The following is a 21,417-nucleotide window of genomic DNA, read 5'->3' on the forward strand; positions in this document are numbered from 1 at the left end:
CCGATGCAGCACGTCGCCATCGACATCGGCGCCAGCGGGGGGACGGTGTACCTCGGGACGATCACGCCCACGGAGTTCGCGGTCGAGGAGGTGCACCGGTTCGACAACCGCCCCGTCGAACGCGACGGCCGCTACGTCTGGGATCTCGCGGCCCTTCGCGAGCGCCTGATCGACGGCCTCCGGGCGGCCGGCGAGCGGGTCGACGCCGTCGACGTGGTCGGGATCGACACGTGGGGGCTCGACTTCGGGCTCGTGGCCGACGGCGAGGTGCTCCGCGACCCGACCTCCTACCGCGACCCGAACGCGACGGCGACCCGCGAGGCCCTCTTCGAGACGGTGGACCGGCGCCGGATCTTCGAGGCCACCGGCATCACGAACTGGCGCACGCCGAACACGCTGTGGCAACTCCACACGCTCGCACGCGAGGACCCGGAGTTACTCGACCGGGCCGACGGGCTCCTCATGATGCCCCAGCTCCTGTCGTCGCTGCTGGGCGCCCGCGAGTGCAGCGAGGTGACGATCGCGTCCACGACACAGATGGTCGATCCCGGGGAGCGCGCCTGGGCGACGGACCTCCTCGAGGAGCTGTCGCTCCCGACGGACCTGCTCGCGCCGCTCGAAGAGCCGGGGCAGCACCTCGGCCCCGTCAGCGACGACGTCGCCGCGGCGCTCGGGTCGACTCCCGAACTGGTCACCCCCGCGAGTCACGACACGGCCGCGGCCGTCGCCGGCCTTCCGCTGGCCGACGACGCCGCCTTCCTCAGTACGGGATCGTGGTTCGTTCTCGGCGTCGAGCGACGGAGTCCCGTCCGGAACGACGCCGCGTTCAAGCACGCCGTCTCGAACGAACTCGGCGTCGACGGGACCGTCCGGCTCCTGAAGAACGTGAACGGCTTCTTCCTCCTCGAGGAGTGTCGCGAGGCCTGGCAGGAGGAGGGGCGGTCGGTGGACTACGACGGCCTCCTGTCGGCCGCAGAGGAGGCTCCGGCGCGTGCCGCGCTCGTCGATCCCGACGCGGAGGCGTTCGGCATCGACGCGCCGATGCCCGAGCAGATCCGGTCGTACTGCCGGGAGACCGACCAGCCCGTGCCCGACGGTCGAGGGGAGGTCGTCCGGTGTCTCATCGACAGTCTCGTGACGAAGACCGCGATCGCCCTCGACGGCATCGAGGCGGTCGTCGACGACCGTCCGAAGAGCATCACCCTCGGGGGCGGCGGGGTCCGAAACGAGCTGTTCTGCCGACTCCTCGCCGACGCGACGGATCGGCCCGTCGTCGCCGGGCCGGTCGAGGCGACCGCGGTGGGGAACCTCCTGACGCAGGCGCTGGCAACGGGCACGGTCGAGGATCTGGAGCGCGGCCGTCGGTTGATCGAGTCGGCGTTCTCCCCCACGCGGTACGAACCGGCCGGGACCGGCGAGTGGGCGGCGGCGAAACGGCGGCTGAAGGCGCTGTCCGCGGCGTGACGAACCGACGAGTTTCGGCCGTTCGCGTAACAGCCGCGACGGCCGTTCCGTGACAACCCACCGCCCCCGGAGATCACGTCAGCGGGAGGTGTACCCGCCGTCGATGACGACCGTCGACCCCGTCATGTACGAGGAGGCGTCGGAGGCGAGATAGACGACGAGTTCCTTGAGCTCCTCCGGGCGACCGAGCCGCCCCATCGGCGTGTTCTCCACCCACTCCTCGGCCATCTCGGGGTTCTCCTCCAACACCTCGTCGACGAGGTCCGTCCGCATGTACCCCGGGGCGATGGCGTTGACCCGGACGCCGCGGTCGCCCCACTCGACGGCCAGCGACTGGGTCAACATCCGGACGCCGGCCTTCGTCGTGTTGTAACTGGCCTGCTTCTGGGGGACGTTCACATCGAAGCCGGACATCGAGGAGATGTTGACGATGCGCCCCTCGCCGCGCTCGAGCATCCGTTGGCCGACCTGTTTCGCACAGAGGAAGACGCCGTCGAGGTTGACGGCGACGACGCGCCGCCACGACTCGATGTCCGTCTCCTCGGCCGGGGCGTTCTCGACGATCCCGGCGTTGTTCACGAGGACGTCGATCGGGCCGAGCCGGTCGGTGACGGATTCGACCATCGACGCCACCGACGCCTCGTCGGTTACGTCCACGCCGACGGCGATCACCGCCGATTCGGTTCCCTCCCCGAGGGTCGTCGCCGTTCGCTCGGCCTTCTCGGTGTTCACGTCCGCGATGGCGACATCGGCCCCCACGTCGACGAGCGCGCTCGCCATCTGCCGACCGAGCCCCTGCGCCGCACCCGTGACGACCGCCGTCTCCCCGTCGAGCGAGAAACTGTCGAGTACGCTCATGGTCCGTGCCGATCCCCTCTCCACACCACCATATCAGTACTCCCTCAGAACCCGGTGCGACCCCACCCTCCGTCCGGCGCGACGACTGTCGCCGAGGAGGCCCGCAGGGCAGCCGCTTGGACCGCTCCGATCGGCAGCTTTTCGTCGGTTCAGTATGTCAGTATTTATCAATGCGGACCGTTGTTTTGCGCGAGCCCGGCCAGTTCGAGATGCGGGAACGGGATCGACCGGAGCCGGCCGACGACGAGGTCCTCGTCGCCGTCAGGGACGTGGGCATCTGCGGCTCGGACGTCCACTACTACGAGCACGGTCGGATCGGCGACTACGTCGTCGAGGACCCGCTCGTCCTCGGGCACGAGAGCGCGGGGGACGTGGTCGCCGTCGGCGAGAACGTCGAAACGCTGGTGCCGGGCGCCCGCGTGACGCTCGAACCGGGGGTCCCGTGTCGGCAGTGCCGCCACTGCAAGCGCGGGGAGTACCACCTCTGCACGGACGTCGAGTTCATGGCGACGCCGCCCCACGACGGGGCCTTCGCCGAGTACGTCGCCTGGCCGGCGGACTTCGTCTACGAACTCCCGGAGGCCGTCTCGCTGCGGGAGGGAGCGTTATGTGAGCCGCTGAGCGTCGGGATTCACGCCTGTCGCCGCGGCGATGTCGGCGTCGGCGACACGGTGCTCGTCACGGGCGCCGGCCCGATCGGGATGCTCGCGATGGAGGCCGCACGCGCGGCCGGTGCGACCGACGTCCTCGTCTCCGACGTCGTCGGGTCGAAACTGGACCGCGCGCTCGACCGGGGAGCCGACCGCGTCATCGACGTCACGGAGACCGACCTCGACTCGGCCGTCGACGAGTACACCGACGGCGTCGGCGCGGACGTCGTCGTCGAGGCGTCCGGCGCCGAGCCGTCCATCGAGTCGACGCTCGACGCCGTGCGACGCGGCGGGACGGTCGTCCTCGTCGGGCTCGCCGACGAGGCGGAGGTCCCGCTCGACGTCCTCGAGATCATCGACAACGAACTCGACGTCCACGGGTCGTTCCGCTACGCGAACACCTACGACGCCGCCGTCGACCTCCTCGCCGACGGAACCGTCGACGTGGAGGGGATCGTCGACTTCACCGACCCCCTCGAGGAGATCGACGCCGCGTTCCGACGCTCGATGGAGCCGGACACGGTCAAGGGGATGATATCGATCGACTGAGGCGACCCGATCGCCGGTCGAACGACCGATTCCGGACGCGGCGGGTGTCGCGCCGAACGCTCCTCACCACTCGGCGATCCGGCCGTCGTCGTGGTACCAGAGGGGGTTGTACCAGTTGACGTCCAACCTCGACTGTTCGCGCACGTACTCCTCGTCGACATCGATCCCCAGCCCGGGCCCCGTCGGTCGCTCGACGTAGCCGTCCTCGAAGGTGAAGGTGTCGGGGTCCTCGAGGTACGCCAGTCCGGTGCTCTCGCTCGGGTCGTGGAGGCTCAGATCCTGTTCCTGCATGACCGCGTTGTGCGAGGTGAACACCGCCTGAAGGTTCGCCGCGAACGCGATGGGACTCAGCGGACAGTGGGGGATCACGGCCACGTCGAACGCCTCGGCCATCGTCATCAGCTTCCGGAGTTCGGTGATCCCGCCCACGTGAGAGACGTCGGGCTGCAGCACCGAGACCGCGTCATCGACGAGGAGCGGCTTGAAGTCGTAACGAGAGTAGAACCGCTCGCCCGTGGCGATCGGAACGGTCGTCCGGTCGGCGATCGATCCGAGCTTCTCGGTGTGTTCCGGCAGGACCGGCTGGTCGACGAACATCGGCTCGTACGGCTCGAGCGCCTCCACGAGTCGCATCGCCATCGGCTTCGAGACGCGGCCGTGGAAGTCGATGCCGAGGTGGAGGTCGTCCCCGACGGCCTCACGGACCGTCGCGACGCGTTTCCGCGCCGTCTCAACCCCGGCCGGCGGCTCCAGCGGCGCGAACTCCGCCGTCGCGTTCAGCTTGAGCGCCCGGTACCCCTGATTGCGACGCTTGATCGCCTCCTCGGCGATCTCCGCGGGGTCCTCGCCGCCGATCCACTGGTGGACCATGACCCGGTCGCGGACGTGGCCGCCGAGCAGTTCGTGCACCGGCGCGCCGTAGTGGTGCCCCTTGATGTCCCACAGCGCCTGATCGATACCCGCGAGGGCGCTCATGAGGATCGGGCCGCCCCTGAAGTACCCCCCCTGATACATGGTTCGCCAGTGGTGCTCGGTCCGAAGCGGGTCCTCGCCGAGGAGATAGACGTCGACGAGTTCCTCGACGGCCGCTCGGACCGTCTCCAGCCGTCCCTGGACGATGGGTTCACCCCAGCCCACCAGTCCGTCACTCGTCTCCAGCCGGAGGAGCAGCCACCGCGGCGGGACGGCGAACAGTTCGTAATCCGAGACGTGCATACCGCCGTATCTCCGAGGGGCGACTTGAATGATGGGCTGCAAACGGGGACGGGAGCAGGCTCGGACTCTCGACCGCCGTCCCACGGGGACGTACCGGCGGACTCACACGGGGGTGAGAAGACACAGCTTACTTCGTTCGCCGTTCGCTGTCGCGCTCTTCCTGGGCGGCTCGCCCACAAACTCGCCGCCCTGAGGCCGTGACGCTCGCGTCGCTCGCGCCACGCTCTCGCCGCGCTTATTCGCGTCCACCACCCAATCGAAGGTATGAGCGCCCCCCACCGCAACGACATCGCGCCCGCGAGCGTCTCGGTCTCCCTCCGCGAGGAGGGCGTCGAGGTCGAGTACCTCGACGGCCGCGTCACCTTCTACCACGGCGTCCCGAAGGTCGTCGAGGACACCCTCACCACCCCGCCGGGCAAGGAGACCCACGTGCTCGTCACCGACCCCACCGAGACCGAGGGCGTGCTGCTGTACGTGAACGACCTGAAGACGCACGACGACATCCTCGAACAGACCGGCGTCGGCCGCGTCATCCTCGGCGAGGGCGACGAGGAGGAGCTGTTCCCGGGCGTCACCGCTCGGCGTCCGGGCGGCCAGCGCACCGAGATCGAGGCCGACCCCGAGGTCGCCGGCGGGCGCGTGTTCGCCTTCGTCGAGGACGACTGGGGCGAGCAGAGCTACGAGTTCGCCGCGGGCGACGACGGCGCCGACGCGCGCGACGCGGACGGCGAGTCGACGACGGACGCGGACCGCGCCGGCGACGCCGGAAGCGACGGGGACGAGTGAGATGAGCCTCCGGAAACCGTGGCGGGATCTGGACCGATCGGCGGCCGCGGCCGCGCCGGACCGCTTCGGTGTCTACGAGCTGGGCGACGACGACGGGGAGCCGGTCGGGTACGGGGTCGGCGTCCTCCGCGACGAAGTGAAGGAGGCGCTGGCCTACGGCGACGCCGCGAAGGTGCGCTGGCTCATCGCGGAGTCGCGCGAGCACGCCGAGCGGCTCGCTGACGACCGGTTCTGACCCCCCCTCTCCGCCGTCGGCGCGCGACGTCGCGGCGATGACGGACGTTACTGGAGGTACGAGGGGTCCTCCGCGTCGCAGTGTTCCTCGTGCTGTTCGGCGTCGTCGGGGTCATCGAACAGCAGGCCGCAGGCGTCACACTGGTACCAGGTCATGTCGTCACGCTCCGTTGCCGTGACCATAGGTAGCACTCACCGTTCCGGCGGTAAATCGCTACCGGCGGTTTCCGGCCGCCGACTCAGAAATCGGGGAGGTCGTCGGGCGCCTCGAACTCGCTTTCCCAGTCGACGTACTCCTCCTTCAGCACCTCGCAGACGACCTGCCCGAACTCGGTGAGGGCGGCGTTGATCGCCGACACCTGCCCCCAGCTTTCGAGGTCCGGGTGGGGGTCGCGCTCCTTCCAGTCCTCGGGGATGCCCGGCGCGTGGTAGCCGACGCGGTCGGCGAAGTCGTCCCAGAAGAAGTCGAACCGCTCGAACAGCCCCAGGTCGCCGGCGATCCGCCACGTGTCGGCGTCGATGTCGGCGTCCACGGCCCACCGATCGAACGCCTCCTCCCACGCGCCCTCCTCCAGGAACGCCTCCAGCTCTTCGCGGTGGTACTCGTCGCCGGCGACCTCCGTGTCGTCGTACTGGCTCGGGTCGACCGTCGACAGGGTCGGCGTCGGCGGGGTGTCGGCGTCGAGGCTCATGTCAGTGCGTACCCCCGCACCGGGCAAATGCCTGCCGGAGCGATCGGCGCGACCGGGTCGGATCACGTCGGACCCCGTCGAACCGCGCCGGACCACGCCGGACCGCGGCGAAGCGCGATCCCCAGACCGGGGCACGGTGGCCGAGAGCGCCGGAGTTATTCGGATCAGGGCCGTATCGTGGTTCATGCCAACACGACGCGACGTTCTGGCGGGGCTCGCGAGCGCGGGCGCCGTCGGCGCCGCCGGCTGCGTGCAGGTGGGCTCCTCCGACGCCGCGCCGCGGGCGACCGACACGAACGGGACGACCGCCGCCGACGCCGGCGGGGCGGGCGCCGCGTCGTCGGCGACCGAGACCGACGTGTACCGGTCGACCATCGAGTCGGTCGTCGGGATCCTCAACTACGGCCCGAGCGGCCCCCAGGGCAGCGGCTCCGGCTTCGTCGCGGGCGACGGCTACGTCGTCACGAACCAGCACGTCGTCGCCGGCGCGAGCGAGGTGAAGCTCCGCTTCCAGGGGAACACGTGGCGCGACGCCGAGATCGTCGGCACCGACGCCTACTCGGATCTCGCGGTGTTGCGCGCCGAGGACCGCCCCGAATCGGCGACGCCGCTGTCGTGGGTCGACACCGACCCCGAGCCGCCGGTCGGAACGCCCGTCATGGCGATCGGCTCGCCGTACGGCTTCAGCGGCTCCGCCTCCACCGGCATCATCTCCGGCGTCGACCGGGTGTTGTCCGCGCCGAACAACTTCACCGTCGCCGACTCGGTACAGACCGACGCCGCGCTCAACCCCGGCAACTCCGGCGGCCCGCTGGTCACCTACGACGGGAACGTCGCGGCGGTCGCCGCCCGCGGCGGCGGGGACAACCTCGGGTTCGGCGTCTCGGCCGCGCTGTCGAAGCGCGTCGTCCCCGAACTCGCGGAGAACGGGGAGTACGACCACCCCTACATGGGGGTGCGCCTGATCGAGGTGTCGCCCGCCATCGCCGAGGCGTACGACATCGACGACGTGGGCGGCGTGCTCATCGTCGAGGTCGTCGAGGACGGCCCCGCCGCCGGCACCCTTCGAGGGACGGACGGGTCGACCGCCGTCGACGGCGTCAGCGTGCCCACCGGCGGCGACGTGGTCGTCGGGATCGCCGGCACCGACGTGGAGGTACAGGCGGACCTCTCGAACTACCTCGCGTTGGAAGCCTCCCCCGGCGAGTCGGTGGAGTTCACCGTGCTTCGCGACGGGTCCGAGACGACCGTCTCGTTCGAACTCGGGGAGCGTCCCGACCCCGGCGTCTGAACTCCGGTCGACTCCCCTGAATTTCGGTCGACTCGCTATCGTCCGTCGCGTTCCGTCCCGTTCGCATCGCCGCTCGTTCCGTTCGTCTCGCCGCTCGTCCCGTTCGTCTCGCCACCGTCCGCGACCGCCGATCCCTCGTCGAACTCGACGCCGTCGGGGCCGTCGACCGCGTCGTCGCCCGCGCGGGGCTCGACGCCGCCCTCGGCAGTGGCCTCGGCGGCGGTCTCGAAGCTCCCCGCCAGCTCCCGCAGGTCGGCCGCCCGCTCGGCCAGGCGCTCGACCTCGCCGCTCACCTGGTTCAGCGACGCGGACTGCTCGGCGGCCGCCGCCGACACGCTCTCGGCCTCCGCCGCCGCCTCCTCGCTCACGCTCGCGACCTCGTCGGCCATGGCGACGACCTCCTCGGCGCTGGCGGCCTGGTCGTCGGCGGCCGTGGAGATGGACTGGACGCCGTCGTTGGCCTCCTCGACGGCCTCGACCACGTCCCCCAGCGCGCCAAGGCCGGCCTCGATCGTCTCGGCGCCCTCCTCGACGCGCTCGGTCGTCTCCTCGATGTCGTCCACGGCGTCCGCGGTCGACGACTGTACGGCCTCGATCCGGTCGGCGATTCGGCCGGTTGCCTCTCGCGTCTCCGTGGCGAGCGTCTTGACCTCCTCGGCGACGACCGCGAAGCCGTCGCCCTCCGCGCCGGCACGGGCGGCCTCGATGGAGGCGTTCAGCGCCAGCGTGTTCGTCTGCTCGGCGATGTCGTCGATCAGGTCCACGATGTCGCCGATCGCGGTCACCTCGGATTCGAGCCCGCGGACGACCTCGGCGGTCGTCTCGGTCTGATCTTCGATGGCTTCCATCTCCGCGACGGCGTCGTCGGCGAGCGCGGCGCCGCGCTCGCCGCGTTCGGCGGCCTCGTCGCTCACGTCCGCGACCTGGTCGGCGGTGGCGGCGACCTCCTCGACGGCCGCCGAGAGGTCGGACATCTCGCCGGTCACCTCCTGGAGGTGGCTCACCTGCTCGTCGACGCCGGCGGCGATCTCGTCGGTCGAGTCGGCGACCTCGCCGGCCGCGCGCTCGGCCTCGGCGACGCCGGCGTCGGCCTCCGCGCTCGCACTCGCGACGGCGGCGGCGACGCGGTCGACCTCGCCGACGGTCGCCGACAGCTCGTCCATCATCTCGTTGAACTCCGTGGCGATCCGCGCCATCGACTCGTCGTCGACGTCGGCGTCCATCCGGGCGGTGAGGTCGCCCTCGGCCGCCCGCTCCATCGTCTCGCCGTACGACTCGGCGGCGTCGGCGAGCGCCTCGTTCGTCGCCTCCATCTCCGCGATCAGCGACCGGAGGTCCTCGCGCATCTCCGCGAGCGCGTCGCCCAGGTCGCCCGGCACGTCCCGGTCGAGCACCGGGGCGTCGAACTCGCCGTCGGCGACGACGGTCGCCTGCGCGGTCGCGGTCGCGAGGTAGCGGCGGACCTCCTCGAAGGATCCCTGGACCGCGCCGACCTCGTCGATCCGGTCGTCCGCGTCGCCGGCGGCCCCGTCGGTGTCGCCGGCAGCCAGCGCCTCAGCCCGGGCCGCGAGATCGCGCAGCGTCCGCGAGGTCGACCGGCCCATCGTCACGCCGATGAGCAGGAAGCCGAGCGCGGCGAGGCCGATGACGGCTCCAAGCGCCGTCTGCACCTGCGTCACGAGCCCGTAGGCGACCGACTGCGGCACCGACCTGACGACGACCCAGTCGGTCCCCTCGACGGGCGCGTACGCCATCACGGTGCCCGAGTCGGCCATGTCGTGGGCGCCGGCGCCCTCGACCCCCTCGGCGATCGCGTGAGAGTCGACGCCGCCCGCGAACGTCTCGGTCAACGCCGCGGGATCGGAGGCGAGGTGGATCGCGGCGTCCTCGCTGTCGACGACGCGGAGGTTCCCGTCGGAGTCGACCGTTGTCCCGCCGGCGACCGCGCTCGCGTCGACGGTCATCACGACCGCGTTCGCGGTGCCGGGAACCCAACTCGCGAACGCGATCCGGTGGGTCCCCTCGTGCTCGTAGGTCTTCGAGAGTACGGAGCCCGTCGGCGGGATCGCCGCGAGGTCGCTCGCGCCGGACTCCCACCGGACGTGGTCCAGCGAGGACCCGACGGCGTCGTCGCTCGTGCTCCGCTCGACGCGCATCGAGTCCTTGTTCACGTAGTGGAGGGCGACGACCGAGTCCGGGAGCTTCCGGTGTTCGAGCTCGATCGTCGTCTTGACCGCGTCGGCGTCGCCGGCGTCGGCCTTCAGCTGCTGGGAGACGAGCCGGACGGTCCGCTCGTTGTTGTCGATCCAGATCGACACCTCGCTGGCGGTCGTCTCGGCGTTCGCGGTCAGGTCGTCGTGGGTTCGATCCGTCAACTGTGCGGCGACCTGTCCCTGGAGAACGACCCCGGCGCCCGTGACGATCAACAGCGTCGCCAGCGTGAGCGCCGTGAACTTCCGGAGGTACGTCCGTCTGAGGACGTCTGGAATACGGCTCATATCCCTCGTTTCCGCGAGGGGTATTTACGCCTCAGGCCTCGGCTATCAGTTCGGAAAATTGCCGTATCGGCGCGTGTTATCGCTGGACATGGGACGATCACCCGGCGTGGACGCCCGGCGTGATCGGCCGGCGTGACTGTCGGAGCGGGCGTCAGCCGAGCCGTTCGCTCACGTCGGCCAGCTGCGTCCGCCGCTCCTCGGTCGCCTCCTCGCGCAACGCCGTCTCCTCGGGCGTCGGACAGTCGAGGTCCGGGACGGGCGTCGGCGAGCCCTCCTCGTCGAGCGCGACGAAGGTGAGAAACGAGGTGGTCGTCCGGCGTTCCTCGCCCGTTCGGGGGTTCTCGGCGCGCACGTCGACCTTCACGTCGACGCTGGTGCGGCCGGTGTTGAACACGTACGCCTCCAGCACCGCGACCTCGCCCAGATCGATGGGCGCGATGAAGTCGACGTGGTCCATCGACGCCGTCACGCACTGGCGCCGCGAGAAGCGCATCGCCGCGATGGCGCCGCAGATGTCCATCCAGTGCAGCACGGCGCCGCCGAGCGCCCGCCCGAGGTTGTTCGTGTCGTTGGGAAGCAGCAGCTCCGTCATCTCGGTGTAGGAGGCCGCGAGCGTTCCCTCGCCGTCCTCGCGGGCGCCATCGTCGCCGGATCGGTCGACGGTTCCGTCGACGGCCTCGTCGGCGTCACTCATATCGCGTCCTTCCGACGGCGCCGGTATCAAGCCCTGCGGTCCGCCCGAACCGTTATGCGGCGCTCCATCGAAGAGTGTCCCGTGATAACGAACCGCGAGATATCGTCGCGGGCGCTGTTCGAGGAGGCCCTCGACGAGCTGGTCGAGTCGGCGCGCGAGAACGACGTTCCCGACGAGACGCTAGCGGAGGTGCTGCGCACGCGAGCGAGCGGAGTGGACGAGGGCGGATCCGAGGAGAGCAGCGAACCCGACGGGAGCCCCGCCGCCGGCGACGTTCAGCGGTAGCGGAAGTCGTCGTCCGCGTCCGACTCCGAGCGCCCCGGATCGCGGTCGTCGGGGTCGGTGCCGTGCGGTCGGTCGTCGTCGTCGTCGGGGTCGCCGTCCTCGTCGACGTCGACCGACTCCGGCGGTTGGCCGGCGGCGTCGACCACCTCGTCGCTGACGCGGATCGGGCACTCCAGGCGCGCGGCGATGGCGATGGCGTCGCTCGGACGCGCGTCGAACACGAACCGGTCCGGCTCGCCGTCGACGTAGCGCTCGGCGGTGAGTTTGCCGTAGAAGGTTCCCTCGACGATGTCGTCGATCCGGACGGAGTCGACGGCGCCGCCGAACTCCGTCACCATCTCGACGAGCAGGTCGTGGGTGAGCGGGCGGTCGAACTGGTCGCCCGCGAGCGCGCCGCGGATGGAGCGTGCCTGATCCGGGGTCACGAAGATCGGGAGGTACTCCCCGCGCGCCCGGAGCACGACCGCGGGCACCTCCTCGCCGCCCGGCCCCGCCCCCACGCCGATGCCGGCGACCTCGGCCTCGTGGTCCATACGCACACCACGCGGCCCGGGCTTGAATACCTACCGCGGCGTCCCGAACCGGGGCAATCGGTCGGCCCGACGATCACCCGCGACCCGGGAGATGAAACTCCGACAGGCGTATACGGACCGGACGGAAAGACGCCGCCAATGACCACCGGAACCGGACCGTACGCGGGGTGGCGGCCGTGAGCCGCGACCCCGACGCCGCGGACATCCCCGCCTCCGACGCGGCCGGCGACCGCACGTCCGACGCGGGCGGTGCCCCCGCGTCCGCCCCCCAGGCCGCCGACGCCCCCGCCCCCGGCGGCGGGCCGAACCCCTCCAACGAGCGCGGCGAGGGGAGCGTCCGCGTCGTCGGCACGGCTCACGTCTCGGAGGCGTCCGTCCGCGAGGTCGAGGAGACCGTCGCCGAGGAGCGCCCCGATATCGTCGCCGTCGAGCTGGACGAGGGCCGCTACCGCCAGATGAAGGGGGAAACGCCCGACGACCTCGACCCGGGCGACCTCCTCAAGGGGAACACCGTCTTCCAATTCCTCGCGTACTGGATGCTCTCGTACGTCCAGACGCGGCTGGGCGACCGCTTCGACATCGAACCCGGCGCCGAGCTGCTGGCGGCCGTCGAGACCGCCGAGGACTTAGGGATCTCCGTCGCGCTCGTCGACCGCGACATCCAGACGACGATCCAGCGCTTCTGGGCGCGGCTCTCGCTTATCGAGAAGTTGCGGATGGTCGGCGCGCTCGCGTTCGGCGTCACCGACCCCCGTGTCGCCGGGATCACCCTCGGGCTGATCGTCGGCGTCCTGCTCGGCCCGGCGATCGGGCTGTTCGGCGGGGCCGTCGGGATCACCGACGCCGTCCTCACGCGCGTCGGCGTCGGCGCGCTCGCCGGACTCGTCGCCGGCTACCTCGGCTACCGCACCGCGTCGCTGTCGCTTGGCGGCGGCGTCGACGCGGACGCCCCCGGCGACGCGACCATCCTCGGCGTCGCCGCGGTCGTCGCCGTCGCGGTCGCCGGGGCGGTGACGGTCACCGGCGCCGGCGTCGACGCGGTCGCCGGGCTGCTCTCGGGCACAATCGTGCGCGCGGTCGGGAGCCTCGGACTGGGCCTCCTCGCGGGCGTGGGCGTCGGCGCCGTCGTCGCCGTCGCCATCGGCGCGCTCGGGATCGCGCCCGACGACGACGCGGACGACCTCGACGACTTCGACCCCCACGAACTGACCGACACCGACGTTGTGACGGCGATGATGGAGGAGTTCCGGGAGTTCTCCCCGGGCGGCGCGGAGGCGCTCATCGACGAGCGCGACGCCTACATCGCCCACCAGCTCGTCGGCCTCCGCAACGAGGGGTACGACGTGGTCGCCGTCGTCGGCGCGGGCCACCGCGAGGGCATCGAGTCGTACCTCGCGGAGCCCGAGTCGCTCCCGCCGATGGAGGGGCTCGTCGGGGCGGCGAAGTCGGGCGGGATCCCGTGGGGGAAGATCGCCGCGTTCGGCATCTCCGCGGGGTTCATCGCCTTCTTCGTGCTGCTGGCGATGGCGGGCGTGCGCAACGAGCAGCTGCTCACGCTGTTTGCCGCGTGGTTCCTGATCAACGGCGTCTTCGCGGCCGGGCTGGCGAAGCTCGCGGGCGCGCGGTGGCGCTCGGCCGGCGTCGGCGGCGCCGTCGCGTGGATGACCTCGGTGAACCCGCTGCTTGCGCCGGGGTGGTTCACGGGCTACATGGAGCTTCGCCACCTCACGGTGAACGTGGCGGACATCGGCACGCTGAACGAGCTGCTGTCGGACGAGTCGCGGCCGATCCGTGCCATCTTCTCCGACATGCTCGACGTGCCGCTGTTCCGGCTGATCGTCGTCGTCGCGGCGACGAACGTCGGGAGCGTCATCGCGTCGCTGCTGTTCGCCGCGTACGTCGTCCCCGTGTTCGCCGGGTCGCTCGACGCGAGCATCACCGACCTCATGATCCGGGGCGCACGCGAGTCCGCGCGGATCCTCTGGGGGGCCGTCGCGTGAGCCGCGCGGGCGCTCCCGGCGGCCCCGGCGGCGCTTCGGGCCGTCGCGGATCCGGAGGCGGACGCGACGGCGACGCCGCCGCGGTGGTCGCGGGACTGTCCTTCTCCGGTCGCGAGCTTCGCGACCTCCTGCTCGCGTGGATCGCGCTGTCGGTCGCGTTCGCGGTGTTCTTCGCCGGCGGCGGCACCGTCGTGATCGACACGCTCGCTTCAGGCGCGCTCGGCTCGCTGGGCGGCCTGTTCGTGGTGAGCCTCGTCACCGCCGGCGTCGCGTTCCTGCTGCACGAACTGGGACACAAGGTCACGGCGGTGCGGTACGGCCAGCGCGCCGCCTTCCGCGCGGACTACGGGATGCTGTTCCTCGCGGTCGTCGCCGCGACCGCGGGCTTCCTGTTCGCCGCGCCGGGCGCGGTCCACCACGTCGGCCGGATCACCGAGCGCCAGAACGGGCTCATCGCGCTGGCCGGCCCGGTCGTCAACCTCGTGCTCGCGGTCGTGTTCGCGCCGCTGCTGGTGATCGGATTCGCGGGGTTCTCCGGACTCGCGTTGACGGTCGGGACCTACGGCGTCGCCGTGAACCTCCTGCTCGCGGCGTTCAACCTCATCCCGTTCGGCCCGCTCGACGGCGCGACCGTCCGGGCGTGGTCGACGCCGGTGTGGCTCGCGACGTTCGTTCCCAGCGCCACCCTCGCTGTCGGGTTCGCGCTGTTCGTGCTGTTCTGACTCGCCGTCCCCGCGAGCGATTCTCGGCCGGCGGGTCCGGGGCACACGCCTTTGGCGACGGCCCGTGTGACACCACCCATGGAGAGTGTCAACCCCGAGACGGGAGACGTGATCGCGACGTACGACGGCCACGACGGGGCGGCGGTCGAGTCGGCGCTCTCGGACGCCGCCGAACGGTTCGAGTCGTGGGCCGCGCGGCCGATCCAGGAACGGTGTCGGCTGCTCGAACGCACGGCGGACCTCCTCCGCGAACGGACCGACGAGTACGCCGAGTTGATGACCCGCGAGATGGGCAAGCCGGTCGACCAAGCCCGCGCGGAGGTCGAGAAGTGCGCGTGGGTGTGCGACTACTACGCCGAGCGCGCCCCCGAGCAGCTCGCGGACGAGACGATCGGCACCGAGGCGGACGCCCGGACGCTGGTGAGCTACGAGCCGCTCGGGCCGGTACTGGCGGTGATGCCGTGGAACTTCCCGCTGTGGCAGGTGTTCCGCTTCGCCGCGCCGAACCTCGCGGCCGGCAACGTCGGCCTGCTGAAACACGCCTCGAACGTCCCCGGCTGCGCGCTGGCGATCGAGGAGGTGCTGCACGACGCGGGCGTCCCCGAGGGCGCGTTCACCACCCTGCTGATCGGCTCGGACCGCGTCGACGACGTGATCGCCGACGACCGCGTCCGCGCGGTCACCCTCACCGGGAGCGAGCCCGCGGGCCGGGCGGTCGCCGAGACGGCGGGCCGGGAGCTGAAGAAGACGGTGCTGGAGCTCGGCGGGTCGGACCCGTTCGTCGTCCTCGACGACGCGCCGATAGCCGAAACCGCCGAGAAGGCGGCGTACGCGCGCACCCAGAACAACGGCCAGTCGTGCATCGCTGCCAAGCGGTTCATCGTCCACACGGACGCCTACGACGAGTTCGTCGGCGCGTTCGCGGCGGAGCTTGACGCGCTGACCGTCGGCGACCCGACGGACGAGGACACCGACGTGGGGCCGCAGGCGCGCGAAGACCTCATGCGCGAGCTCCACGACCAGGTCGAGCGAACCGTCGAGGCGGGGGCGACGCTGTCGGTCGGGGGCGAGCCGCTCGACCGCGACGGACCGTACTACCCGCCGACGCTGCTCACCGACGTGCCCGTGGACAGCCCCGCCGCCACCGAGGAGACGTTCGGCCCGGTCGCGGCCGTGTTCGAGGTCGCCGACGAGGCCGAGGCGCTCGCGCTCGCGAACGACACGAGCTTCGGGCTCGGCGCGAGCGTCTGGACGGACGACCCCGACCGGGGCGAGCGGTTCGTCCGTCGCTTCGACGCCGGCTGCTGTTTCGTCAACGAGTACGTGAAGTCCGACCCCCGGGTGCCCTTCGGCGGCGTGAAGAACTCGGGGTACGGGCGCGAGCTGTCGCGTCACGGCATCCGCGAGTTCGTGAACCGCAAGACGATCTGGGTCCAACACGGATTCGGTGACGACGGCGACGGGGCGGGGACCGACCGCGGGGACGGGTCGTGAGCCGGCGCGTCTCCGACCTCGTCGTCGACAGCCTCGCCGCCGAGGGCGTCGAGTACGTGTTCGGCCTGCCGGGCGAGGAGCTGGAGGACCTCCTCTTCTCGCTGCGCGACAGCGACGTGCAGTTCGTCCCCGTGCGCCACGAGCAGGGGGCGGCGTTCATGGCCGACGTTCACGGCCGGCTCACCGGCGACGCGGGCGTCTGTCTCGCGACGCTCGGGCCGGGCGCGACGAACCTGATCACCGGCGTCGCCGACGCCCACCTCGACAAGGCCCCGCTGGTCGCGATCACGGGGCAGGGGAGTCGCGAGCGCCTCAACAAGGAGAGCCACCAGAAGCTCGACGTCGTCCACGCGTTCGAACCGGTGGTGAAGTGGAACGCCCAGCTGTCTGACCCGCAGGGCGTCGCCGAGTCGGTGCGCAAGGCGTTCAAGGTCGCCGAGTACGAGAAGCCCGGCGCGACCCACCTCGAACTCCCCGAGGACGTCGCCACCGAGCCGACCGAGGACGAGCCGCTGCCGGTGCGGCCGCGGGTCGCCCGTCCCGCCCCGAACGACGACGCGCTCGCGGCCGCCGCCGGAGCGATCGCGGACGCCGACCGGCCGCTCGTGCTCGCGGGCAACGGCGCGGTGCGGGCCGACGCCGCGAGCGCGCTCGCCGCGTTCGTCGAGTCGACGGGGATCCCGGTCGTCTCGACGTACATGGGGAAGGGCGCGCTGTCCGACCGGAACGAGCGGTCGCTGATGACCCTCGACTCCGGGCCCGAGCGGGAGGCCGGCGGGGCGGTCGCGGCCGCCGACTGCGTGCTCGCGGTCGGCTACGACATCGCGGAACACGACCCCGCGGGCTGGAACCCGGACCGCGACAAGACGGTCGTCCACCTCGACAGCGAGCCGGCGGAGGTGTACGCCCACTACAACCCGGCGGTGGAGGTCGTCGCCGATCCCTCGACCGGACTCGATCGGCTCGCGGCGGCCGTCGACCGGCGGTGGGACGCGTGGTGCGTCGACGCCCACGAGCGGGTGTACGACCACGCGACCGCCCGCCCCGACCCCGGCGACCCGGTGACGGTCGGGGGCGTGCTCCCCCTGCTGCGTGCGGCGATGGCCGACGCGGACGTGCTGATCTCCGACGTCGGGAGCCACAAGATGGCGATCGCCCGGCGGTTCCCCGTGTACGAGCCGGGCCGGTGTGTGATCTCCAACGGCCTCGCGAGCATGGGGATCGCGGTGCCGGGGGGCGTCGCGGCCGACCTCGCGGTCGACGCGAACGTCGTCGTCGCGACCGGCGACGGCGGGTTCCTGATGAACGCCGCCGAGCTGGAGACCGCGAAGCGGCTCGACTGCTCGTTCACGACCGTCGTGTTCCGCGACGACGACTACGGCCTCATCTCCGAGAAGCAGGCCGAACACCGGGGGGAGTCGTTCGGCACCGAGTTGGGGAACCCCGACCTCGTCGCGTTCGCCGAGAGCTTCGGCGTCGACGCCCGCCGGGCCGCGTCCGTCGAGGCGGTGGAGGCGGCGTTCGCCGAGACCGTCGACGGCGACGACCTCTCGCTGATCGACGTGCCGATCGCCCGGTGAACCGGGTGCGGGCGCCCGAACACCCCGCTCGAACCTCGCTGTTTTTAGGCCGAGACTTCCCTTTGGTCGGTCTCACCGGTTCTGTGTGCGGAGCGACCCAGGACCGCTCCGCCGTTCTTCCGAGGTGCTCGCTCCGCTCACACCTCGCTGTCGGAGCGCTTTTGCTCCCGCCGGAACCCCGCTCACACATGACCGACGACGCCGCGGGGGACGACGCCGAGGAAGGGACGGAGGAACTCACCTACGCCGACGCCGGCGTCGACATCGACGCCAGCGAGGCCGCGACCGCGGCGCTCGTGTCGGCCGTCGGCGACGCCGGCGCGGAGGGGAGCGACTACGCCGGCCTGCTGGACATCGGCGACCGCTACCTCGCGCTCGCCACCGACGGGGTCGGCACGAAGCTCATCGTCGCCGAGGCGCTCGGCGACTACTCGACGGTCGGCATCGACTGCATCGCGATGAACGCCAACGACCTCGTCGCCGCCGGCGTCGACCCGGTGGCGTTCGTCGACTACCTCGCCGTCGACGAGCCCGACGAGACGTTCTCCGAGCAGGTCGGCGCCGGCCTCCGCGAGGGCGCCGAGCGCGCCGGCGTCGCCCTCGTCGGCGGCGAGACAGCGGTGATGCCCGAGGTGATCAAGGGGCTGGACCTGGCGGGCACCTGCGCCGGTCTCGTCGCGAAGGACGCCGTCTTCGAGGGCCACGCCGAGCCGGGCGACGCGCTCGTCGGCTGGGCGTCGTCGGGCATCCACTCGAACGGACTCACGCTCGCCCGCGAGGCCGCTACCCGCGACCACGAGTACACCGACCCGTGTCCCTTCGAGGGGTACGACACCGTCGGCGAGGCACTGCTAGAGCCGACGCGCATCTACGCCGACCTGCTGGAGCCGATGCGCGATCACGGCGTCCGCGGCGCCGCCCACGTCACCGGCGGCGGGTGGACCAACCTGGAGCGGCTGGGCGACAATCGCTACGAGGTCACCGACCCGTGGCCCGTCCAGCCCGTCTTCGAGTTCGTCGCCGAGGAGGGGAACGTCGCCGACGAGGAGATGCACCGCACGTTCAACATGGGAACCGGCTTCGTCGCCGCCGTCGACCCCGAGGAGGCCGAGTCGTTGGCAGCCGAGACAGACGGCCGCGTGATCGGCGAGGTCGCCGAGGGCGAGGGGGTCGCGATCCGCGGCCTGGAGTTGTAACGTCGATCGAACGGTCCGAGCCCGGTCGTGCGGACAACGTCGGACCCCTCTTGGTCGTCCCGCCGTAACGCTGCTGTATGACCGAGGAGTTCTCGCTCGTCGGCGACCTCGTCGACCGCGAGCGCCGCAGCGAGCGCCCCGCGCTCTATGCGGCCGCGCTCGACCGGACGTACAGCTACTTCGACCTGTGCAACACCGCCGCCAAGGCCGGCAACGTCCTCAGCCACGTGGGCGTTCGCGAGGGCGACCGTCTCGTCGTCGACGCGGACCACCACCCGCAGGCGGTGTTCACCTTCCTCGGGGCCGCGCTGCTGGGCGCCGTCACGGAGTTCGCGTCCGACATCGACCCCGAGTGCGACGCCCGCGCGGTCGTCGTGCCGGTCGAACGGGAGGGCGAGTTCGACCTCCCCGGGGGATCGAAGCTCGTCGCGTTCGGCGGCGACCCCGACCGTCCGGGGACGACCCACTGGGAAGCGGAGGTGTGGAGCGAGAACCCCGCGTTCCCGCCGACGTTCCACGACCCGGCCGACCCGGTTCTCCGCGGTCGCGTCGGCGACGCGGTCGGAGACGCCGCCGGCGACACTGCCGGAGACGCCGGCGGCGACGGGACCGGAGACGGGGGCAGCGACGACGCCCGGGCGTACTCGCACGCCGACTTGCTCGCCGCCGCCGGCGAGGCGGTCGACGCGCTCGACCTCGACGCGGACTCCCGGGTCGCCGTGCGGGCCCCGCTGTCGGACCCGCGGGCGGTCGCGGCGGGCGTGCTCGCGCCGCTGGTCGCGGGCGGGGCGATCGCCCTCCCGAACGGGGACGCCCCGTTCGACGCGACGGCTACGGTCGTCGCGGCCCGCGGGGGCGACGACGAGTCTGTCGTCCTCGACGTGGCGGACGTGCGACTGTGAGCGATCGTCGCGTGCGACCGCGGATCGGCGTCGGCGACGGTTCTCGGGGGCGCTCGCGTCGGTCTTCCCGTCGGGTCACTCGTAGGTGAGCGTCATTCCGCCGTCGAACGGCAGGTCGCCGCCGTTCAGGTGGCGGGCGTGCTTCGAGAAGCCGAAGACGAACAGGTTCGCCACGTCGACCGGGTCCATCATCTCCTTGACGCGCGACTGACCGAGCATCACGTCGTCGATCACCTCGTCGACCGTCAGACCGCGTTGCTCTGCGGTGTCGGGGATCTGTCCGGTGACGAGCGGCGTCTTCACGTAGCCGGTGCTGACCGAGAACGACCGAAGGTCGCCGTCCCCCTCCGCGGCGATCGACTGGGTGAGCCCGCGCAGCCCGAACTTCGAGACGTTGTAGCCGACCTTGTCGGCGGTGACGTAGTGGCCGTGGACGGACGCCATGTTCCCGACCGCGCCGACGCCGTCGTCGGTGGCCCGGACGTGCGGGAGGGTGAGCTTCGCGAGATGCAGCGGGGCCCGGAGCATCACGTCGTGCATGCGGTCGTACTGCTCCATTGGGAAGTCCTCGATGGCGTCGATGTGCTGCATGCCGGCGACGTTCGCGAGGTAGCGGAGGTCGCCGTGTCCCGAGGCCGTCTCGACGATCCGCTCGATGTCGCCGTCGTCGGTCAGGTCGCCGACGACCGTCTTGACGCCCCCCCGCGCGTCCATGTCGGCGGCCATGTCGGACGTTTCCGCGAGCCCGTCCTCGTCGACGTCGGTCGCCACGGCGGTGAGGCCGTTCGCCGCCATCGCGAGGGCGATCGCGCGTCCGATGCCGGAGGCGCCGCCGGTGACCAGACACACCGACTCCGGTACGAAGTGGTCGTCGTCGACGGTCAACACCGTCTCCTCGGTCACCGGACGAGGTTCGAGTCGCTCCCGCGTGTCGGAGTCAGCCATTGCCGGCCGGTCGCCCGCCGTCCCGGAATAACGGTGGGTTCACATGTATACCGACCGCCGCCGCGGACCGACTCCGTCCGCCGACGTCGTCGATCGCGAGGGAGTAGCTTTATAAAACGATACCAGAGACACTTCGCGAGGCGTCGTGTTAACTTTAGCATCGATTCCACCAGACGGCGAAGGCTTGGAGCCACGATTCTGCCGTCGGTGGCTCCACGTTGCTGAACGTATTTGAAAACGAAGAGGTTCTGCGTTTTACCTCACGAAAGACACGTTCGACAGCATTCCGATTTCCGTGGCGAGATATTTGAAATCGGAGTCCGAGCCGCTCCAGCGCGGCTTTGAGATAGTGCGCTCCATCGACGAGAAAAGTCGTTTGCTCGATCTGCTGTTTCTCGCGGAGTTCACGAAGGAACAGCACGGTGAGTTGCGTGGTTCTCGTCTGAAACAGCCTAACATGGAGGAATTCGTTCGTTTCGGGATCGACGGCAGCGTACAGCCAGTGTCGTTCGTTGTTGATCCGAATCACTGTCTCGTCGACTGCGATCTGATTCGGAGCTCCGTCGCCAGCCGGCTGTAGATCTGCCTTCTGTACCCAGTTATGAATCGCGGTACGACTCCGTTCGACACCCAACCTCTCAAGATACTGTTTGGTATTCGAAAGTGATAGACCCGCGAGATGGAGTTGAATACCGACTTCAATGATCTGCTCGGGTGTCCGCTCTCGCTCCACAAACTCCAAGTCGATCCACTCGATATCTCCGCTGAGGCGGTCGAATTCGGTCATAGATCACCCGAACCAACGACCGCCTCATTCCTAACTTAACAC

20 protein-coding genes and 1 pseudogene are annotated in these 21,417 nt (G+C 70.8%); 12 read left to right on the forward strand and 9 right to left on the reverse strand.

Features of this window, described 5'->3' with window-relative positions; all coding sequences use genetic code 11:
• Positions 1-3: 3 nt before the first annotated feature.
• A complete protein-coding gene (locus K6T50_RS03975; RefSeq protein ID WP_222608115.1) occupies positions 4-1,464 on the forward strand; it encodes a rhamnulokinase in 1,461 nt (486 codons plus the stop codon).
• Between the two features lie 78 nt (positions 1,465-1,542).
• Here the strand turns inward: K6T50_RS03975 and K6T50_RS03980 are convergent, their stop codons facing one another.
• Positions 1,543-2,322: an SDR family NAD(P)-dependent oxidoreductase gene (locus tag K6T50_RS03980; protein ID WP_222608116.1), complete on the reverse strand. Its 780-nt coding sequence runs from the start codon at positions 2,320-2,322 to the stop codon at positions 1,543-1,545.
• Between the two features lie 170 nt (positions 2,323-2,492).
• On the opposite strand from K6T50_RS03980, the gene K6T50_RS03985 reads away from it, so the two are divergent.
• Positions 2,493-3,521, forward strand: a complete 1,029-nt coding sequence (locus tag K6T50_RS03985; protein ID WP_222608117.1) for an NAD(P)-dependent alcohol dehydrogenase — start codon at positions 2,493-2,495, stop codon at positions 3,519-3,521.
• 63 nt (positions 3,522-3,584) lie between these two features.
• On the opposite strand, the gene dgoD is transcribed toward K6T50_RS03985, so the two are convergent.
• Positions 3,585-4,736 (reverse strand): galactonate dehydratase, encoded by a 1,152-nt coding sequence (gene dgoD, locus K6T50_RS03990; RefSeq protein ID WP_222608118.1) that lies wholly within the window; start codon positions 4,734-4,736, stop codon positions 3,585-3,587.
• A 264-nt stretch (positions 4,737-5,000) separates the two neighbouring features.
• Between dgoD and K6T50_RS03995 the strand changes: the two genes are divergently transcribed.
• Both K6T50_RS03995 and K6T50_RS04000 read left to right on the forward strand, forming a co-directional pair.
• A complete protein-coding gene (locus K6T50_RS03995) occupies positions 5,001-5,522 on the forward strand; it encodes a DUF5796 family protein (RefSeq protein ID WP_222608119.1) in 522 nt (173 codons plus the stop codon).
• A gap of 1 nt (position 5,523) precedes the next feature.
• Positions 5,524-5,757, forward strand: a complete 234-nt coding sequence (locus K6T50_RS04000) for a DUF7508 domain-containing protein (protein ID WP_222608120.1) — start codon at positions 5,524-5,526, stop codon at positions 5,755-5,757.
• A 47-nt stretch (positions 5,758-5,804) separates the two neighbouring features.
• Here K6T50_RS04000 and K6T50_RS19115 read toward each other — a convergent pair whose 3' ends face one another.
• On the reverse strand, positions 5,805-5,939 hold the full coding sequence (locus K6T50_RS19115) for a DUF7128 family protein (RefSeq protein WP_264084001.1): 135 nt from the start codon (positions 5,937-5,939) through the stop codon (positions 5,805-5,807).
• 56 nt (positions 5,940-5,995) lie between these two features.
• On the reverse strand, positions 5,996-6,448 hold the full coding sequence (locus tag K6T50_RS04005) for a DUF7992 family protein (protein ID WP_222608121.1): 453 nt from the start codon (positions 6,446-6,448) through the stop codon (positions 5,996-5,998).
• Between the two features lie 184 nt (positions 6,449-6,632).
• Here K6T50_RS04005 and K6T50_RS04010 point away from each other — a divergent pair, with 184 nt between their 5' ends.
• Positions 6,633-7,739 carry a S1C family serine protease gene (locus K6T50_RS04010; RefSeq protein WP_222608122.1) on the forward strand — a complete coding sequence of 369 codons (1,107 nt, stop codon included), beginning with the start codon at positions 6,633-6,635 and terminating at the stop codon, positions 7,737-7,739.
• A 425-nt stretch (positions 7,740-8,164) separates the two neighbouring features.
• On the opposite strand, the pseudogene K6T50_RS04015 reads toward K6T50_RS04010, so the two are convergent.
• Together K6T50_RS04015 and K6T50_RS04020 are read right to left on the reverse strand one after the other, a co-directional pair.
• A pseudogene (locus tag K6T50_RS04015) lies at positions 8,165-10,237 on the reverse strand (methyl-accepting chemotaxis protein); the annotation flags it as partial.
• A 151-nt stretch (positions 10,238-10,388) separates the two neighbouring features.
• Positions 10,389-10,829 carry an acyl-CoA thioesterase gene (locus K6T50_RS04020; RefSeq protein ID WP_225935399.1) on the reverse strand — a complete coding sequence of 147 codons (441 nt, stop codon included), beginning with the start codon at positions 10,827-10,829 and terminating at the stop codon, positions 10,389-10,391.
• Between the two features lie 183 nt (positions 10,830-11,012).
• Between K6T50_RS04020 and K6T50_RS04025 the strand changes: the two genes are divergently transcribed.
• Positions 11,013-11,216 (forward strand): hypothetical protein, encoded by a 204-nt coding sequence (locus tag K6T50_RS04025; RefSeq protein WP_222608125.1) that lies wholly within the window; start codon positions 11,013-11,015, stop codon positions 11,214-11,216.
• Here the strand turns inward: K6T50_RS04025 and K6T50_RS04030 are convergent.
• A complete protein-coding gene (locus K6T50_RS04030; protein ID WP_222608126.1) occupies positions 11,207-11,749 on the reverse strand; it encodes a bifunctional nuclease family protein in 543 nt (180 codons plus the stop codon). The two genes, K6T50_RS04025 and K6T50_RS04030, sit on opposite strands and share 10 nt — an antisense overlap.
• 176 nt (positions 11,750-11,925) lie before the next feature.
• Between K6T50_RS04030 and K6T50_RS04035 the strand changes: the two genes are divergently transcribed.
• From K6T50_RS04035 to K6T50_RS04060, 6 genes are all read left to right on the forward strand, one after another.
• Positions 11,926-13,749 carry a TraB/GumN family protein gene (locus K6T50_RS04035; protein ID WP_225935368.1) on the forward strand — a complete coding sequence of 608 codons (1,824 nt, stop codon included), beginning with the start codon at positions 11,926-11,928 and terminating at the stop codon, positions 13,747-13,749.
• A gap of 83 nt (positions 13,750-13,832) precedes the next feature.
• Entirely contained in the window at positions 13,833-14,471 is a 639-nt protein-coding gene (locus K6T50_RS04040) for a zinc metalloprotease (RefSeq protein WP_222608818.1), read from the forward strand.
• Positions 14,472-14,549: 78 nt separating this feature from the next.
• Positions 14,550-15,965: an NAD-dependent succinate-semialdehyde dehydrogenase gene (locus K6T50_RS04045; protein WP_222608127.1), complete on the forward strand. Its 1,416-nt coding sequence runs from the start codon at positions 14,550-14,552 to the stop codon at positions 15,963-15,965.
• Complete coding sequence (locus K6T50_RS04050; RefSeq protein WP_222608128.1) at positions 15,962-17,545, forward strand: acetolactate synthase large subunit; 1,584 nt, start codon at positions 15,962-15,964, stop codon at positions 17,543-17,545. Before K6T50_RS04045 ends, K6T50_RS04050 begins: the two co-directional genes overlap by 4 nt.
• A 188-nt stretch (positions 17,546-17,733) precedes the next feature.
• Entirely contained in the window at positions 17,734-18,741 is a 1,008-nt protein-coding gene (purM, locus tag K6T50_RS04055; protein ID WP_222608129.1) for a phosphoribosylformylglycinamidine cyclo-ligase, read from the forward strand.
• A 77-nt stretch (positions 18,742-18,818) separates the two neighbouring features.
• Positions 18,819-19,643: an AMP-binding protein gene (locus K6T50_RS04060; protein ID WP_222608130.1), complete on the forward strand. Its 825-nt coding sequence runs from the start codon at positions 18,819-18,821 to the stop codon at positions 19,641-19,643.
• Between the two features lie 75 nt (positions 19,644-19,718).
• On the opposite strand, the gene K6T50_RS04065 is transcribed toward K6T50_RS04060, so the two are convergent.
• Positions 19,719-20,588: an SDR family oxidoreductase gene (locus tag K6T50_RS04065; protein ID WP_222608131.1), complete on the reverse strand. Its 870-nt coding sequence runs from the start codon at positions 20,586-20,588 to the stop codon at positions 19,719-19,721.
• Positions 20,589-20,742: 154 nt separating this feature from the next.
• The gene (locus K6T50_RS04070; protein WP_222606404.1) at positions 20,743-21,375 is read right to left on the reverse strand and encodes an IS6 family transposase; all 633 of its coding nucleotides are present in this window, start codon (positions 21,373-21,375) and stop codon (positions 20,743-20,745) included.
• Between the last annotated feature and the right edge of the window lie 42 nt (positions 21,376-21,417).

It is taken from the genome of Halobaculum magnesiiphilum (genome assembly GCF_019823105.1).
In the GTDB taxonomy this organism is placed as follows: domain Archaea; phylum Halobacteriota; class Halobacteria; order Halobacteriales; family Haloferacaceae; genus Halobaculum; species Halobaculum magnesiiphilum.